General features: G+C 63.9%; 12 protein-coding genes and 1 other RNA gene. 5 read left to right on the top strand and 8 right to left on the bottom strand.

Translation table 11 applies throughout. The annotated features are described in order from the left end of the window. Positions 1-36 precede the first annotated feature (36 nt). Positions 37-1263 (top strand): ATP-binding protein, encoded by a 1227-nt coding sequence (locus KWO_RS09395; protein ID WP_017113108.1) that lies wholly within the window; start codon positions 37-39, stop codon positions 1261-1263. Then, positions 1260-1826 carry a response regulator transcription factor gene (locus KWO_RS09390; RefSeq protein ID WP_010378576.1) on the top strand — a complete coding sequence of 189 codons (567 nt, stop codon included), beginning with the start codon at positions 1260-1262 and terminating at the stop codon, positions 1824-1826. The genes KWO_RS09395 and KWO_RS09390 overlap by 4 nt, the downstream gene beginning before the upstream one ends. Positions 1827-1969: 143 nt before the next feature. Here the strand turns inward: KWO_RS09390 and KWO_RS09385 are convergent, their stop codons facing one another. After that, the gene (locus KWO_RS09385; protein WP_010378578.1) at positions 1970-2956 is read right to left on the bottom strand and encodes a glycoside hydrolase family 5 protein; all 987 of its coding nucleotides are present in this window, start codon (positions 2954-2956) and stop codon (positions 1970-1972) included. Between the two features lie 466 nt (positions 2957-3422). Between KWO_RS09385 and KWO_RS09380 the strand changes: the two genes are divergently transcribed. Then, positions 3423-5267 carry a putative bifunctional diguanylate cyclase/phosphodiesterase gene (locus KWO_RS09380; RefSeq protein WP_010371415.1) on the top strand — a complete coding sequence of 615 codons (1845 nt, stop codon included), beginning with the start codon at positions 3423-3425 and terminating at the stop codon, positions 5265-5267. Between the two features lie 123 nt (positions 5268-5390). On the opposite strand, the gene KWO_RS09375 is transcribed toward KWO_RS09380, so the two are convergent. Beyond that, on the bottom strand, positions 5391-6374 hold the full coding sequence (locus tag KWO_RS09375; RefSeq protein WP_017113471.1) for an IS5 family transposase: 984 nt from the start codon (positions 6372-6374) through the stop codon (positions 5391-5393). A gap of 118 nt (positions 6375-6492) precedes the next feature. On the opposite strand from KWO_RS09375, the gene KWO_RS09370 reads away from it, so the two are divergent. Further along, positions 6493-6568, top strand: a non-coding RNA gene (locus tag KWO_RS09370) — sX9 sRNA. Between the two features lie 101 nt (positions 6569-6669). On the opposite strand, the gene KWO_RS09365 is transcribed toward KWO_RS09370, so the two are convergent. Both KWO_RS09365 and KWO_RS09355 read right to left on the bottom strand, forming a co-directional pair. Next, a complete protein-coding gene (locus KWO_RS09365) occupies positions 6670-8232 on the bottom strand; it encodes a sodium/sugar symporter (protein ID WP_010375678.1) in 1563 nt (520 codons plus the stop codon). A 258-nt stretch (positions 8233-8490) separates the two neighbouring features. Then, complete coding sequence (locus KWO_RS09355; RefSeq protein ID WP_017112551.1) at positions 8491-11103, bottom strand: glycoside hydrolase family 3 protein; 2613 nt, start codon at positions 11101-11103, stop codon at positions 8491-8493. A gap of 434 nt (positions 11104-11537) precedes the next feature. On the opposite strand from KWO_RS09355, the gene KWO_RS09350 reads away from it, so the two are divergent. Continuing rightward, the gene (locus tag KWO_RS09350; protein ID WP_010371408.1) at positions 11538-13493 is read left to right on the top strand and encodes a PhoX family protein; all 1956 of its coding nucleotides are present in this window, start codon (positions 11538-11540) and stop codon (positions 13491-13493) included. 282 nt (positions 13494-13775) lie between these two features. Here KWO_RS09350 and KWO_RS09345 read toward each other — a convergent pair whose 3' ends face one another. The 4 genes from KWO_RS09345 to panD all read right to left on the bottom strand — a co-directional run bounded on the left by KWO_RS09345 (position 13776) and on the right by panD (position 16797). Next, a complete protein-coding gene (locus KWO_RS09345; protein ID WP_010375673.1) occupies positions 13776-14402 on the bottom strand; it encodes an ATPase in 627 nt (208 codons plus the stop codon). Between the two features lie 3 nt (positions 14403-14405). Beyond that, entirely contained in the window at positions 14406-14750 is a 345-nt protein-coding gene (locus tag KWO_RS09340) for a type II toxin-antitoxin system prevent-host-death family antitoxin (RefSeq protein ID WP_010371400.1), read from the bottom strand. Between the two features lie 155 nt (positions 14751-14905). Further along, on the bottom strand, positions 14906-16420 hold the full coding sequence (pgi, locus tag KWO_RS09335) for a glucose-6-phosphate isomerase (protein WP_010375670.1): 1515 nt from the start codon (positions 16418-16420) through the stop codon (positions 14906-14908). Then, positions 16417-16797: an aspartate 1-decarboxylase gene (gene panD, locus KWO_RS09330; protein ID WP_003481969.1), complete on the bottom strand. Its 381-nt coding sequence runs from the start codon at positions 16795-16797 to the stop codon at positions 16417-16419. Before panD ends, pgi begins: the two co-directional genes overlap by 4 nt. Positions 16798-16895: the final 98 nt, after the last annotated feature.

The raw sequence follows: 16895 nt of genomic DNA, 5'->3' as shown, positions 1-16895 counted from the left end.
AGGCCACCACCTCCCCGAGCGCATAGCATTGCCGTGATGAACACCTCCGACGCTTCCTTCCTGCGGACCCTGTGCAGCCTGCGCTGGCTGGCTACCGCCGGCCAGGCCGCCACCATCCTGGTCGCCACCTGGCTGATGGGCCTGAACCTGCCGCAGCAGCCGCTTTGGGCCGGCGTGGCGGCGCTGGCGGTGTTCAACCTGTATGCGCAACTGCGCGTGGCCCACCGCGGCGCGGTGAGGCCCGCGACCGAATTCGGCCACATCCTGGTGGACGTGACGGTGCTGACCTGGATGGTGGGCTGGAGCGGCGGTATCGCCAATCCGTTCGGTTCGTTGTTCCTGGTGCTGATCGCGCTGGCCGCGTTGGCACTGCCGTTGGGCTGGGCGATGGCGGTGGCGGCCTCGTGCGTGGCCGGCTACGTGATCAGCGCCGCGTTCGGGCTGCCATTGCCCTACGGCGGCTTCGACCCGCTGAGCCTGCACATGTGGGGCATGGCCGCCAACTTCCTGCTGTCCACGGTGGTGGTGCTGGCTTTCGCTACGCGGTTGGCTTTCTCGATGCGCGAGCGTGAGCGCGAGATTTCCACCTTGCGTGAGCGCTTTGCCCGCAACGAAGGCATCGTGGCGCTGGCCACGCATGCGGCGTCGGTCGCGCACGAATTGAACACGCCGCTGGCCACCATGACCCTGCTGGTGGACGACATCGCCGACCAGTGCGAGCAAGGCGAACTGCGCGAAGATCTGGATACCTTGCGCGAGTTGCTGGTGCAGTGCCACGAACGCGTCTTGGCACTGGCGGCGCCCGCCGACAACGGCCACCTCAGCCGCGAGGTGGCAGTGAAAGAAGTGCTGGAGCAATGGCGTCTGGTGCGCCCCACTATCGAACTGCGCCGCAACGAGGACGCACCGATGCGACTGATGCTGCAACCCGGCGTCAGTCATTTGTTGATGGTGCTGCTCAACAATGCCGCCGATGCCGGCGAACGCGCCGGGCGCCCGCAGATCGACCTGACCCTGCGGGTAGAACACGACCATCTCAGTGGCGAAGTGCGCGACTACGGCCCTGGCTTTGACACCGCGCAAGCGATGCTGCCGGGCACCTTGTTCAACAGCGGCAAGCACGACGGCATGGGCGTCGGGCTGGCGCTCTCGCATGCCACCGTCGAACGCCTGCAGGGCGAGTTGTGGATGCTGCCCGCCGAAGGCAGCGGCGCGCGCGTCGGTTTCCGTCTGCCGCTCTCCGAACACGAGGCACTCGCATGACAAGCCCCCCGATCCGTACCGGCCTATTGGTCGACGACGATACCTTGTACCTGCGCACGCTGCAACGCAGCCTCGCACGCCGCGGTGTGGAAACGCTCACCGCCACCGATGCGGCCAGTGCATTGTCTACTGCACGCAGCGCGTTGCCGGACTTTGCGCTGGTCGATCTCAAGCTCGGCCACGATTCTGGTTTGAGTCTGATCCAGCCGCTACGTGAGATCCGCGCCGACATGCGCATTCTGCTGGTCACCGGCTACGCGAGCATCGCCACGGCGGTGGAGGCGATCAAACTCGGTGCTGACGATTACCTGCCCAAGCCAGCGAATATCCCCACCATCATGCGCGCGCTCGGCGAAGAGGACGACGATCTGCCCGAGCCGGACGAAGAAGAAAGCGCACAGGAAATGATGACCCCACTCAGTCGCCTGCAGTGGGAGCACATCCAGCAGGCGCTGCACGAAACCGGCGGCAATGTTTCGGCGGCGGCACGACTGCTCGGCATGCACCGCCGCTCGCTGCAACGCAAGCTGACGAAGCGGCCAAGCCCGGGGCCGTTGCGCTAGTACCGCCATCGAGACATGTTTGCAGCGTACGCCGCGATGGCGGGCCGGCAAGGGCCACGCTGCAAAGTCGCAGATCGACACGCTTGCAGTGCCCCTATCTTCGTTTCCAGAGAAACATAGACGCTAACTTCAGGGCTTCAGTCTCAAAGCGGGCCGAACACGCTCGCCCGGCGCGAGGTTGCCGTGATGCCATCGGTGCCCAGTATCAAGCTGCGACCCCAGGTGCTCAGTGTTGTGGCATTCCAGCCGATCGCGATGTCCAGCGATTGCGTGCCGCTATCATTGCCCGACCACGACCAGCCCATGTAGCCGACGCTGTATTCGCGTGCGCGGCGCATGATGGCCGATTCGTCCACATGTACGCCGCGATGATCGCCGCCGAATTCGCCGATCACCAACGCCAGCTTTTTATCGCTGAAGGCGCGCAAATAATTATTGACCGTGGTGTCGCTACTGAACACCTCGTACATGTGCACGCTGAAAATGAGGTTGCGGCGGCTGTCGCGCGCGAGCAGGACGGCGGCGTTGTCGCGCATATAGAACTGCCAATCCTGGCCCCAGTTCGGGGCATCTACCATCAATGCATGAGTCAGTCCGTTCTTGCGCAAGGTCGCGATGGCGTTGGCATGGCTGTTGACCCATTCGCTGCCAGTGAGGCTGTTGCCGAACGGTTCGTTGGCGATATTGATGACCACATTGTCTTCATTGCCGACCAGTGCCTTGCGTATGCTGACCCAGTAATTGGTCGCATTGAGCAGATTCGCAGCGGAGGTGTCTTCGCCATACCCAGTGGTGTCGTGTACCTCCAGCACGGCGATCAAGCCCAGGCTTTTACAGCGCGCGATGATGCGTGCCACGTCTGCCTCGGGTGTCCGCGTCCAGCGGTAGCCAGAACTGAGCACGACTCGCACGCTGTTGGCGCCGGTGGCAGCAATGGCAGCCAACGCAGCATCAGTGCGGCCCGGATACCAGGCATGCGGAAGATTGACGCCGCGCAGGACCAATACATTGCCGTTGGACTCGCGCAACTGCGTGCCGGAGACAGTGAGCCCGGCATGGGCGGCAGACGGTAGCGACAGACCGGCGATGACCAAGAGCATGCGTTGTGCAAAAGCCAAAAGTGCGTTCACGATATTCCAGAGAGGAGCGACAAAACCGCGATGGCACATTCACAACGCGAGTGAAGAATGTGTCAATTTGCAACGCACATGGTCGAATGCGCATCACACAAGCAAACACTGGCCAACAATCATTGGTCGCATGCGCGAAGCTAGATGGTTGCGTTTGTACCGGCACTGCTGCGGGTAAGACAGTTATCGGCAGCGCACGCACGATATTTAGGCGCGTCGACGAGACAAAGCACGCGCCATATGTTGGTGTGAGCACACATTCCCGCTCAGGCAGAGAGCGATTGGTCGCGGGAACAACGTCGCGCTGTTGCGACAACGTAGATCCGCAAATCGCGTGCGGCACGTTGATGACGCAACGGCGGTTTCTATTCATGAAGACCGACGCGACCATGCCCAGCTCTACCGCAACTGAACAGAGTCAATCACCAGCGATTCAAGGGATTGCGCTTCAGGCCGATACGATCACATGCCATCCTTGCCCGCCTCCGTCGACGCTCTTCTTCCGCGCACGCTTGATGAGTCCACCCGGCTCGCGGTGTTGCGCGGCCTGTGCCTGCTGGATTCGCTGCCAGACCCGGTGTTCGACACGGTTGCCGCCATGGCGGCGCGCAGCCTGGGCGCGGAAATTGCGCTGGTGTCGCTTGTGGACGAGCACCACCAGTGGTTCAAGGCACGCGTTGGCCTGGAAGCGCGCGAAGCGCCACGCAGCCAGGCGTTCTGCGCACACGCGATCCGCTCGGACGAAGTGATGGTGGTTCCCGATGCGCAGCTGGATCCGCGCTTCTGCGACAACCCGCTGGTGCTGGGCCCGCCGTACATTCGCTTCTACGCCGGCGCACCGCTCAAGCTACGTGACGGCCACACCATCGGCACACTGTGCGTGGTCGGCACCAGCCCGCGCGAGGGACTGGATGCAGCGGCGATCACTCAGCTGGAAGGTCTGCGCGACCTGGCCGTGCTGCGCGTGGAAAACCTGCGCAGCAACACCTACCGCGATGGTCCAACCGGGCTACCCAACCGCTCGCGTTTCAGCGAAGACATGGAAACCTGGCTATCGCAACGCGACACCGCACCGGCCACCACGGCGGTGGCCATCGACGTCTGCGGCAGCGACTATTTGCGAGAAATGGTCAAGGCGCTGGGCTGGGAATACGTAGATGGCTATATCGCGTTGGCCCAGCGTCGCCTGGCCGCCTATCTGCCCGGCGGCACCCTGCTGTATCGGTTGGACCCGACGACCCTGGGCTTCCTGGCGCAGGCCGAAGGCCAACGTCTTGCAACCATTTGCACCAAGGTCTCTAAAGCATTCACCGAGCCGTTGGAACATCAAGGCATCCCGCATACCGCGGTGGCTTCGATTGGTGCGGTCGCGTTGCAGTCCACCTACGGCGCCGCCGATACCATCCGTTCGCTGACCACTGCGGTGGATATCTCGCGCGATCGCTGCATGCCGTGGAGCATGTACGAGCGCAAGCACGATGTTGCCCAGCGCAGCACCTTCCGCCTGCTTGCCGCCCTACCCGCTGCGCTAGACAGCGCCGGTCAGCTGCGCCTGCACTACCAACCGCGCGTGGATCTGCACGACCACCGCTGCGTGGGCGTGGAAGCATTGCTGCGCTGGCATCACCCAATGATTGGCCCGGTGATACCGTCGGACTTCATTCCGATGGCCGAGAAAACAGCGCTGATCAACCGCATTACCGCCTGGGTCATCGATAACGGCATCGCGCAGGCAGCGCGCTGGCAACAGCAAGGCCTGGACTTCAACCTGGCGTTGAACGTGTCGGCTGTCGATCTGGATCGCCCCGGTTTTGCCGGCCTGCTGCGGCGTGGCCTGGATCGCTACAAGCTGGACCCGCGCCGGCTGGAAATCGAATTCACCGAAAGCGCGATGATCCGCCACCCCGAGCATCTGGCCGAACAACTGGCGGCTATTGCAGCGTTGGGCGTGCATATCGCCATCGACGACTTCGGTACTGGCTACAGCAATTTCAGTTATCTCAAGCAGCTGCCTGCCAGCGCGCTCAAGGTCGACCAATCCTTCATCCGCTCGTTGCCGGACAGCCGCACCGACCGCACGCTGGTGCCGACGATGATCCAGCTCGGCCACAGTCTGGGCCAGCGCGTGGTCGCCGAAGGTATCGAATCGGCAGAGGCGTATGCGCAGTTACGCGCCTGGGGTTGCGACGAAGGCCAGGGCTACTGGATCGCCAAACCGATGCCGGCCGCCGCACTGGAAACCTGGCTGGAAACGCCGTGGCATGAGCCGTTCAACCTGCTCGCCGCCAGCCTGGCCGCGGCACGCGTCTAAGCGCAGCTAGGGATGGTCTGATCAACGCGACCGGAAAACGAAGCAACCGCATCCGCCGCGCTGAGGGCGCTCAAATCGCCGATTTTTTGCCGGTTTCGGCACGTTTGCGGGGTGTTGCCTGGATTACAGGCACAGCTTCCCCGCAGCAGGCATTAACGCTTTGCGCGTCAGCCACAGATTCGATAGTGCAAACAGCGTCAGCACCTGTGCGGTGTTCTTCGCCAAACCGCGATAGCGCACCTTGACGTAACCAAACTGACGCTTGATCACCCGAAACGGGTGTTCCACCTTCGCACGCAGGCTGGCTTTGGTGTGCTCCCAGCGCTTGGCCAACTTCAGTTCGCGCTTATTCTTGATCTGCTTCAGCTTCGAGGGCTTCTCCGCGATCAGGTAGCGCAGCGTGCGCTTGCCCTTCATCTCATCGCGCTTGTCCAGCCCGGTGTAGCCGCTGTCGCCGCTCACAGTGTCTTCCTTGCCGTGCAGCAGCTTGTGCGCCTGCGTGATGTCCGCTGCGTTGGCCGCCGTGCATTCCACGTGGTGCACCAGGCCCGACTCATCGTCCACCCCGATGTGCGCCTTCATCCCGAAGAAGTACTGGTTGCCCTTCTTGGTCTGGTGCATGTCCGGATCGCGCTCGCCATCCTTGTTCTTGGTCGAACTTGGCGCCGCAATGATCGTGGCATCCACGATCGTCCCGCCCCGCAGACTCTGCCCTTTACGCGACAGGTGCGCGTTGACCCGGTTGAACAGCTTGCGCGCCAAATCATGCCGCTCCAGCAAATGCCGGAAGTTGAGAATCGTCGTTTCATCCGGCACCTCATCCAGCCCGCCGATCTTCGCAAAACGGCGCATCGACACCGTGTCGTACAGTGCTTCTTCCGCCGATGGATCGCTCAGTGCGTACCACTGCTGCAAAAAGTGGATGCGCAGCATCGTCTCCAGCCGATACGGCTGTCGCCCCGGCTGCCCCGACTTCGGGTAGTGCGGTTCGATCAGTGCCAGCAGATCCTTCCACGGCACGACCTGGTCCATCTCGGCCAAGAACACCTCACGCCGCGTCCGCTTGCGCTTGCCGTTGTACTCCGCATCGCCGAAGGTCAGTTGCATCGTCGTTGTCCCGTTGCGTCTGTGTGATTGTCGCAGGATCAAGGGGAGTTGTTCAGAGTTTCCCTAGCAAAACGACTGCACAGTCGCCAGGCGGGCGCGCCCAGTACTCGGAATCGGCACGTAGCACGTGTGCACTCCGGTTCCTGCGCGCCTTTCGCACCCACCTGACGACTGCTCGCTGCGTCCTGGTAGCCGCTATAAGCGACACCAGAAACGCACGCTTCAAACACAGCGCGGCGCGACACCGAAGTGCCGCGCCGCGCTGTGTTTAGGCATCAATCTGCCGGTGTAGCGCTCACCAGAACACCGTGTACAGCACGATCAGAATCGCGATCACGCCGGCTGCGCCGATCTTGAAGCCCAGCGTGGTGCCGTAGGCCACGTCGTTGGTGCGAATCAGATCGCGCGCCTGCGTGGCCGGCGTCAGCAGCGACACCACCACCGCCAGCAACAGCGCAGCGACGAACACTACGCCGATGCGGTCCATGAACGGCAGTTCCGGCCAGGCGAACTTGAGCGCGAACGACAGCACCACCGAGCCGATCGCTGCGGTCAGCGCGCCGGCTTCATTGGCACGCTTCCAGAACAGGCCCAGCATGAAGATCACCACCACGCCGGGGGTAAAGAAGCCGGTGAATTCCTGGATGAACTGGAAGCCCTGATCGAAGTTACCCAGCAGTGGCCGCGCGGTGAGGATGCCGATCAGCACCGAGACGGCGGCAACAATACGGCCCACGCGCACCAACTGTTTCTGTTCGGTCTGCGGGCGGAACTTGGCGTAGAAATCCAGGGTGAAGATGGTCGCCACCGAATTGATCTTCGAGGCCAGCGAGGCCACGATCGCCGCCACCAACGCGGCAAACACCAGGCCCAGGATGCCGGTAGGCAACAGCTGCATCATGGTCGGATAGGCTTGATCGGGCTTGGCCAGATCCGGCGCCAGCACCACTGCCGCGATACCCGGCACCACGATCACCAACGGCATCAGCAGCTTCAGGAACGCAGCAAACACCATGCCCTTCTGCGCCTCGCCGATGTTCTTGGCGGCCAGCGCGCGCTGGATGATGTACTGGTTGAAACCCCAGTAACTGATGTTCATCACCCACATCCCGCCCAGCAGCACGCTCAGGCCCGGCAGGTCTTTGTAGAACGGGTTGTCCTTGGTCAGGATCATATGGAAGTGCTCGGGGTGCGCACTCCACAGGTGCTGGAAGCCGGCCAGCACGCCAGCCCCATCGCCGATACGCGCCAGGGTCAGCCCCGCCACCAGCAAGCCGCCCAGCACCAACAACGTGACCTGCACGATGTCGGTCAGCGCCACCGCCTTCAGCCCGCCGTACAGCTGGTAGACCAGCGCGAACACGCCGATCAATGCCAGCGCCAAGGTCTGGTCCATGCCGGTGACCTGGCTGACCGCGATCGACCCCAGCCACAGGATCGAGGTGAGGTTGACGAACACGTACAGCAGCAGCCAGAACACCGCCATCAGCGTGCGGATCCACTTGCCGTAACGCTCTTCCAGAAACTGCGGCATGGTGTAGATGCCGTTGCGCAGGAAGATCGGCAGGAAGAACTTGCCGACGATCAGCAGCGTCAGCGCCGCCATCCATTCGTAGGACGCGATCGCCAGGCCGATCGCATAACCCGAACCGGCCATGCCGATGATCTGTTCGGCGGAGATGTTCGCGGCAATCAGCGATGCGCCGATCGCCCACCACGGCAACGACTTGCTGGCCAGGAAGTAATCTTCGGCACTCTTGCTGTGGCCTGCCTTCTCGCGCGACACCCACTGCGCGAGTACGAAGATGCCGGTCAGATAGACCAGCACGATCACGATATCCAACGTCGCCAAACCCACTGCACTCTCCTGTCTGGCTCTGGGGTGTGCATCGAACGCCAGGCGAGCCTGCAGAATGCCGCCGCAACGCACCGCGTGCGCCACGGCAGCGCGGCGAACCGCAGCTGCAGGCCATCCGGGCCGATCGACGCGCGCGTCCCGCGGCGGCTGATGACACCACCGATCAGGGTGGCCGCTGTAATGCGTCGCCAGCACTGGCGACGCACCTGTTTCATCCGATCTACCGCGGGCGCGCACGCACGCCTGCGGAAATGCTGCTTACTTGACCGGGCAGTCGACGCTGACTTCGGCTTCGTTGAGCGCGCCCAGCGAGACCTTCGACACCGACAGGTTCAGCGCAGCAGCGCTTTCGATGCTGGCGACCTGGGTCAGTTTGGTCACATCGGCGCCGGCCACTGCAAAGCACTTGAGCGGCACACCGACCACTTTCCACTGGCCCTGCGGCAGCGCGGCCAGGGTCTTGCGCACATCGACGCGGCCACCGCACTTGTCGCCACAGCCCACGCCCAGCCACACCGGCGCGGTCACCGCACTGTCGCGGCGCAGGGTCAGCTGCAGCTGCACGTCGCCGTTGCTCTCACGCGAGACGTCCACCGGCTTGCCAGACACCAGCAACACACTGGACGCCGCACTGCCGGACCACACCAGACGGCGCGCATCTTCCTGCGCCTTGTGATCGACCGCGGTCATCTTCAGGCTGCCATCGGACAGACCCACCGGCAGCGTGGTCGCCGGCATATTGGCCTGGCCGGCGTTGGACAGCTGCATCGCAATGCCCAGCGCCGGCTTGCCGCGCACGAAGTACACCCCGCCCACCGACTGCTCACCGGACACGCCCGATTCTTCCGGCAACGCGGCCAGGTCGCCCTTGTCGGCGTAAGTCAGGCCGAAGCCGAACTTGAACTGCGGGTCGTAGTCTTTCTGGCCGACGTTGTTGGCGAACTGCACCGCGGTCTTCGGCCAGGAGAAGCTCAGCTTGCCCTTGAAGTCGTTCTGCACCGTGCCATCGGCCTTGCGCAGCAGCACATCGGCAATGCCCTCACCTTCGGAACCCGGCAACCACGCAGCCACGAACGCGTCGGATGCGTTGATGTACTGATTCATCCACAGCGGACGCCCGCTCAGGAACACCGCCACCACCGGGACACCGTCGGCCTTGAGTTTCTTGATCAAGGCCAGCTCGCTCTCGTCGCCCGGCTTGTACAGCAGGGTGGCAATATCGCCCTGGAATTCGGCATACGGGTTTTCGCCGAACACCACCACAGCCACGTCAGGCTTGGTCTTGTAGGCGCCATCCACAGCCAGCTCTGCGCTGCCGCCGGCAGCCTTGATCTGCTTGTCCAGGCCTTCCCAGATGGTGGTGCCGTTGGGGTAGTCGCTGCGCTTGGTGCCGGTGCCCTGCCAGTTCAGGGTCCAGCCGCCGGACTGCTTGCCCATGTCGTTGGCACCGTCGCCCAGCACCAGCACGCGCTTGGTCGGATCCAGCGGCAGGATGCCGGCCTGGTTCTTCAGCAGCACCAGCGACTCGCGCACCGCCTGGCGGGCGATCGCACGGTGTTCCGGTGCGCCCAGCAATTGGTACTTGCCACCGAGCGGGCGATTGGACGGCTTGCCGGCTTCGAACAGGCCCAGACGCATCTTGACGCGCAGGATGCGGCGCACGGCATCGTCCAGACGCTCGGCCGAGATCTGGCCCGACTTCACTGCGGCCAGTTCGGTTTCGTAGATGCCCTTCCAGCTGTCGGCGGCCATCGCCATGTCGACACCGGCAATGAACGAGGCCGGGCAATTTTGGTTGGTGCAGCCCTTGACCTGGCCGTGGCCATTCCAGTCGCCGACCACGAAACCGCCGAAATTCATGCGGCCCTTGAGCACGTCGGTCAGCATGACCTTGTTGCCGTGCATCTTTTCGCCGTTGAAACTGTTGAACGAGGCCATCACGCTCTGCGCGCCAGCGGCAATTGCGGGCGGATAGCCGGCAGCGTGGATGTCGCGCATGGTGGCTTCGGACACCTTGGTGTCGCCCTGGTCCTTGCCATCGGTGGTGCCGCCGTCGCCGACGAAATGCTTCACCGACGAAATGACGTGGCTACCGTCCAGGAACTGCGGCGTGCCCGGCATGCCCTGCACGCCTTCGACCATCTTGCCGGCGAAGCTGGCCACCACGTCCGGCGACTCGGAATAGCCTTCGTAGGTGCGGCCCCAGCGGTCGTCCTGCGGCACGGCCACTGTTGGCGCGAAGGTCCACTCCATGCCGGTGACGCGGGTTTCGGCAGCGGTGACTTCGCCGATCTTCTTGATCAGGTCCGGGTTGCGCGTGGCACCCAGGCCAATGTTGTGCGGAAACAGCGTGGCGCCGACGATGTTGCTCTGGCCGTGCACCGCATCGATGCCGAAGATGATCGGAATCGCATTGCCGCCCTTGGAGGTGTCCATCGACGCCTCATAGAACGCGTCGGCCAGCTTCAACCATTCGGCCGGGCTGGCGTTGTATTTGCCGCCGGGATCGGAATTGCCGCCGGCCAGCACCGAACCGATGCGGTATTTGCGCACGTCGTCCGGGGTCATGCTGGCGATGTCGCCCTGGATGGTCTGAGCGACCTTTTCTTCCACGCTCATCTTGGCCATCACATCGGTGATGCGCTGCTCTAGTGCCGCGTCCTGCGCGAACGGCCACTTCGGCGACGGCCACTGGTCCGGATGGATGGTGGTCGACGACTCGGCAGGCGCGGTGGTCGGTGCGGTCTTGCTCGCCTCGGCAGCGGTGTCCTTGCCTTGGCAGGCGGCCAACATCAGCACTGCCGCAGCGGTTGCCAGGCAGAGGGCGCGACGCGCGACGGGCGCGGCGGTACGACGGAGCAGCTTGTCCAAGATTTGGTTCTCCAGGGTGGTTCTCCCACGGCGATGCGTTGCGCCGCAGGCCATTAGGCGGCGTACGCTTGCGTGATTCCCCTACCCTGTCAACCAAAGCTGACCGTATGCCAATCCACGGGCAACTTATTGGACGCGGCTATAGCCTTGGAATACCGATAGCAGCGGTGAAACCGCGCAAAACCACCTAATCCGCTGCCGCGCCAGGCATTGACGGACCAGGCACTTTGCTGCGCCGCACCACCTGCAGGTTTGATCAGTGCGCAGCACATGCATGTATTTGCCCCCCGCCAGCGCTCGCTTGCGTCGCAGCATGCGAAGGCCGGCCAATGGGTGAGACCGTCGTCAAACAACTGTCATATCGCTGGCCTAGCGTGATCGGCTTGCCGATGCGCCGTTGCCATCGTTGATCGTTGCCTTTGCCTGGAGTTTCGATGTCTGCCTCCCCCAACCCCTCCCGTCGTCGCCTGATGCAGTTGCTGGCGGCTGTTCCCCTGTTGCCGCTGGGCAACGCCAGCGCCGCCGCCCTCCAGCAACTTGGCGGTGCGGCATCGGCCGCGCGCCCGCTGCGACCATCGGACAATCCGACCCGCCTGGTCTCGGCCACCTTCCACGGCATGCCGGCACCGAGCTTGGCCAACCCGGCGGCCATGGCTACCACCACGGTCGGCTCGGCACTCAGCGTGACCCGCAGCGACGGCAGCACGCAGCGCTATGCGCTGGCCTACCACCCGTTCTTCATTACCGGCGACCAAGTGCCGGACGGCAACGGCGGCACCGTGCTGGCAGGCGGCTATTACGACATCCAGCATCGCCCGATCATCGACCGCTCCAAACCTGGTGCCGAACGTCCGTTCTTTTCCGATTGCCCGGACGGCTCCTCGCTGCTGACCCTGCCCCATGCCAAAGTGCCGGGCGTCAAAGGCAACCACGTGTTCGCGGTGGTGCAGTTCGAATACACCACCCGCGACCAGGCCGGCAATGACACCAACCGCCACCTGCCCGCGCCGATCGCGGTGCTGACGCTGGATCAGGATCCGGCCACCGGCAAGCTCTCGCTGGTGAAGTACCACAACGTCGATACCGCGCCAGTGCATGGGCTATGGACCACCTGCGGCGCCAGCCTGTCGCCGTGGAATACCCACCTGTCCAGCGAAGAGTACGAGCCCGACGCCACCGCATTGGCCGGCAACACCCAGTTCCGCAGCTACAGCACGCATCTGTACGGCAACCCGGAAAAAGCCAATCCCTACCACTACGGTCATCTACCGGAAATCACCGTGCACCCGGACGGCACCGGCAGCGTGCGCAAGCACTATTGCCTGGGCCGCATCTCGCACGAACTGGTGCAGGTGATGCCCGACCAACGCACCGTGTTGATGGGCGACGACGCCACCAATGGCGGACTCTTCATGTTTATCGCCGACCGCAAGGCGGACCTCTCTGCCGGCACCTTGTATGTCGGCAAGTGGCACCAGACCTCGGGCATCGGCCCGGGTGCGGCCACGCTGAGCTGGATCAAGCTCGGCCACGCCACCAGTGCCGAGATCCAGGCCATGGCCGACCGCCTCACCGCCGCCGACATCCTCGACGTGCACCTGAGCGACCCGGGCGATGCCGCGTTCACCAAGATCCCGTTCAACGGCACCTTCAACTGGATCCGCATCAAGCCCGGCATGGAAAAGGCCGCCACCTATCTGGAAACCCATCGCTATGCCGCGCTGGCCGGCGGTAGCCTGGGCTTCACAAAGCTCGAAGGCACCACCGTCAACGCGCATGACAAGGTCGCCTACATGGCGATGTCCTACATCGTCACCAGCATGCTCAACGGCTCGGGCGATGTAAAAGTACAAGGCCCGGAAGCCGGTGCGGTCTATGCCTTAAACCTACGTGGCGGCCAGCGCGACAGTCACGGCGCGCCGATCCACAGCGACTGGGTGCCGATCGACATGGCCGCGCCGGCCGCGCTCACCGGCCACAACCTGGCCAAGGCCGATGCGCTGGGCAATCTGGCCGACCCGGACCGGATCGCCAACCCGGACAACCTCAAATTCTCCGAGTCGCTGCGCACCTTGTTTATCGGCGAAGACAGCAGCCTGCACGTCAACAATTTCCTGTGGGCCTACAACGTGGACAGCGGCACGCTGACGCGCGTGCTGTCGGTGCCGGCGGGCGCCGAATCGACCGGCCTGCACGCCGTCGACGAGATCCACGGCTGGACCTATGTAATGAGCAACTTCCAGCACCCCGGTGATTGGGAGAGCCCGCTGCACGACACCGTCAAGGCTATGCTGGACCCGCTGGTCCGCGCCAACTACAAGGACCGCTTCGGTGGAGCCGTGGGTTATCTCACCGGCGACCCGGTGGCAGTGCAATTGGGCAAGGCCTAAGCCTGCGGTACGACCGCTCGCAGTGCGCACAGAAGCGCTGCGAGCGGTCGTTGGAACATACGCAGGTTTGCGTTGCTGCGCGGGTCCGACCGACCCGCGCTCTGGCGAGCCCTCGCCGTTAGCAATCGACGCCTTCCGAATAACGCAAACCGGGGCCTGTCAGCACGCGCCGCAGACACGCGGCACCGACGCACGTCCAATGCATAGCGCGCAACAGCGATTGCGTCGCCATCCCGTCGGTCGAGTTAGGCCAGCCTCGCGCACTCGGCGCGGGGGCGCACGTCAGGGCATGCGGTGCGTCTCCAGCGCCGCCATCACGATGGGCTTGGCCCAATCGGGCACCTGCACCAATCCTTCCGGCGTTTGCGGGTAATGCAGGCCGAGGCGGTCCAATTCCAGTACCAGCATGGGCGACGCCTGCCCCGCCGCGTCGGCCGGTGCGCTGTTGTCGTAAACATGCAGCACTGCCAGATGCGGCAGCAACGCGATCAAGTTGGCACGCGAGGTGTCGTAACGCTCGCGGATCTTGTGTTCGGGAATAGCGTGACCGCCGGCCGCAACGCGCGCGGCCACACGCTGGATATGCAGGTCCACCGTCGCCAACCCGCAGAACCAGACCGCCACTGTGTGCTGCGCGCACGCCTCGCGCAGCAGGCGCGGAATGGTCGTCGCACCCAGCGTGGTTTCGAACGCGAAATCGCTGCCATCGGCCATGGCCTGGCGAAGCCGCCGCACGCCTTCTTCCCAGGCCTGCGCGTTCGCCTCTGCAGGTGCCCAGCCTTGCTCGATCAGTTCTTTGGTAAACGCATCGGGATTGAACCAGGTAGCGCCATCCTCCTGCAGAAAACGGCCCAACAACGAACTCTTGCCGGCGCCGTTGACGCCGGCCAGCACCAGGAGATTGCCCATCGGTTACAGCGACGGGCCCAGGGTGACCTTGCGGCCGCGGCGTGCCGGCGTGGCGATCGCCTTGGCCAGGCCTGCACCTTCAGTGGCTGCCGCAAGATGCGCATCGAACTTCGCCTGCAACACCTGCAGCGATTGCGCACGCGCCGAGGCCGCCGCCGCCGCACTCGCCTGATTGACCAGGCGCCGATACTCCTCGGCATCCACCACCACCGCCTCGGGGTGATTGTGGTTGGTGATGACCACCGCCCCGTGCGAGCGCACCTTGCGCATCAGGCTGGGCCAGCCCTTCACCTTGATGTCGGCGGCGGGGGATTTTTCGAGCTCGGGCAAATCCTGGAAGCGCGACATGGCGGCAGTCCGGCGCGGAGTAATGGCGATCAGCCTACTCTCAAATTCCCAATTTAGGAAATTTGCCTATTTTGGCCTCAGCGCAGTCGGTCATGTCGTCCAAAATAAAAACGGGGCCCGCAGGCCCCGTTCTCTGTAAGCGCGATGCGCAATGCTCAGCCGCGCAGCTTGCTCAGCAGCTCGCGCGTCACCGGGTCGGCCACATCGGCCGATTCGCCCTTCAGCGCCGGCAGCAACTGGCTGGCCAGCTGCTTGCCCAGCTCCACGCCGAACTGATCGAATGCATTGATGCCCCACATCACCGACTGCACGTACACGCTGTGCTCGTACATCGAGATCAGCGCGCCCAGCGCCTGCGGGGTGAGCGCATCGAGCAGGATTACCGTACTTGGACGCCCGCCGGGATAACTGCGGTGCGGGTCGCTGCTGTCCTGGCCGTTGGCCAGCGCCTCGGTCTGCGCGAGCACATTGGCCATCAGCGCGACGTGGTTTTCCGCGTACGGGTCGTCGTTGTGCACGGTGCCAATGAAATCGGCCGGCACCACGCTGGTGCCCTGGTGCAGCGCCTGAAAGAAGCTGTGCTGTACATCGGTGCCCGCACCGCCCCACCACACCGCCACGGTGTCGCTGTCCACCGCCGAGCCGTCGAGCTTGACGCGCTTGCCCAGGCTCTCCATCACCAACTGCTGCAGATACGCCGGCAGCAAGGCCAGGCGTTGGTCATAGGTCATCACCGCATGCGTGGCGCTCCCGAGCAGGTTGCGGTTCCACACCGCGGTCAGGCCGTGCAGCACCGCGACGTTTTCTTCCAGCGGCGTATTGAGCACATGCGCATCGAACTGCGCGGCGCCTTCCAGCAAGTGTTCGAAACGTTCGAAGCCGATCGCCAATGCAATCGGGAAGCCCACCGCCGACCACAGCGAATAACGCCCGCCCACCCAGTCCCACATCGGCAGCACGCGGCCGGGTGCGATGTCGAAGGCCTTGGCGGCGCGCTCGGGATTGGCACTGACTGCGTACAGCCGCTCACTGCCACCGAGCCAGGCATGCAGGATGCTGCCGTTGAGCAGGGTTTCCTGGGTGCCGAAGGTCTTGGAAATCAGGATGCCGGCGGTGCGTGCCGGGTCCAGCGTGGCCAGCGTACGCTGCATCGCTGCGCCATCCACATTGGAGACAAAATGCACGCGGAAGCGCGCACCGGACGGCGCACGCAACGCATCGGCAACCAGACGCGGGCCCAGGTCCGAGCCACCGATGCCGACACTGACGATATCGGTGACGTCGGTGGCTTCCAGTTGCTGGATCAACGCACCCATGCGTTGGCGCACGTCGGCAGCGGTGGCATAGGCCTCCGATGCCACCGGCGCGTCGGTCAAATCGCCACGCAACGCGGTGTGCAAGGCCGCGCGCTGTTCGGTGACATTGACCTGCTCGCCACGGAACAGGCGCTGGAATGCGCCGGCTAGATCGCGCTCGCGGGCGATGGTGAACAAGGCATCCAGCGCGGCGCGGTCGTACTTCTGCCGGGCGAAATTGAAATACAACGGACCGACTTGCCTGGCGTATTGCGTCGGCCGTTCCGGCTCGGCGGCAAGCAATGCGGGGATGGCAGCGCCGCGCAGGCGCTGAGCGTGGGCGTGAAGCGCGTCGAATCCGTTGGTGTGTGTCATGCGGCCTGCGTGGGGATGCTGTGGTTGGTGTGGGAGATCGCGTTGTGCGCGTTCACATATACCAGATTGGGCTTAAAGGTCTTGGCTTCGTCTTCGCTCATGCTGGCGAATGCCGCCACGATGATCAGATCGCCCACCTGCACATGACGCGCAGCGCCGCCGTTGAGCGACATGATGCCGCTGCCGTCTTCGGCGCGGATGGCATAGGTGCTGAAACGCGCACCGTTGGTGACGTCCCAGATATGGACCTGTTCGAATTCGCGGATGCCGGTCGCTTCCAGCAGCAGGCCGTCGATAGCGATCGAGCCTTCGTAGTTGAGCTCGGAGTGGGTGACGGTGGCGCGGTGGATCTTGGCTTTCAGCAGGGACAGATGCATGGACGCAGGCAACGACAAAAGGAAAGCCGGCATTTTAGCGGAAAGCACTCGTCCCCACCGGTTCGCGCTGCGGCCGGTGGTGAGGGCTTCAGGCGCGC

It is taken from the genome of Xanthomonas vasicola pv. musacearum NCPPB 4379 (genome assembly GCF_000277895.2).
Lineage (GTDB): Bacteria > Pseudomonadota > Gammaproteobacteria > Xanthomonadales > Xanthomonadaceae > Xanthomonas > Xanthomonas vasicola.
The sequence above is the reverse complement of the archived record's forward strand: the minus strand, read 5'-3'. Positions and strand labels throughout refer to the sequence as shown.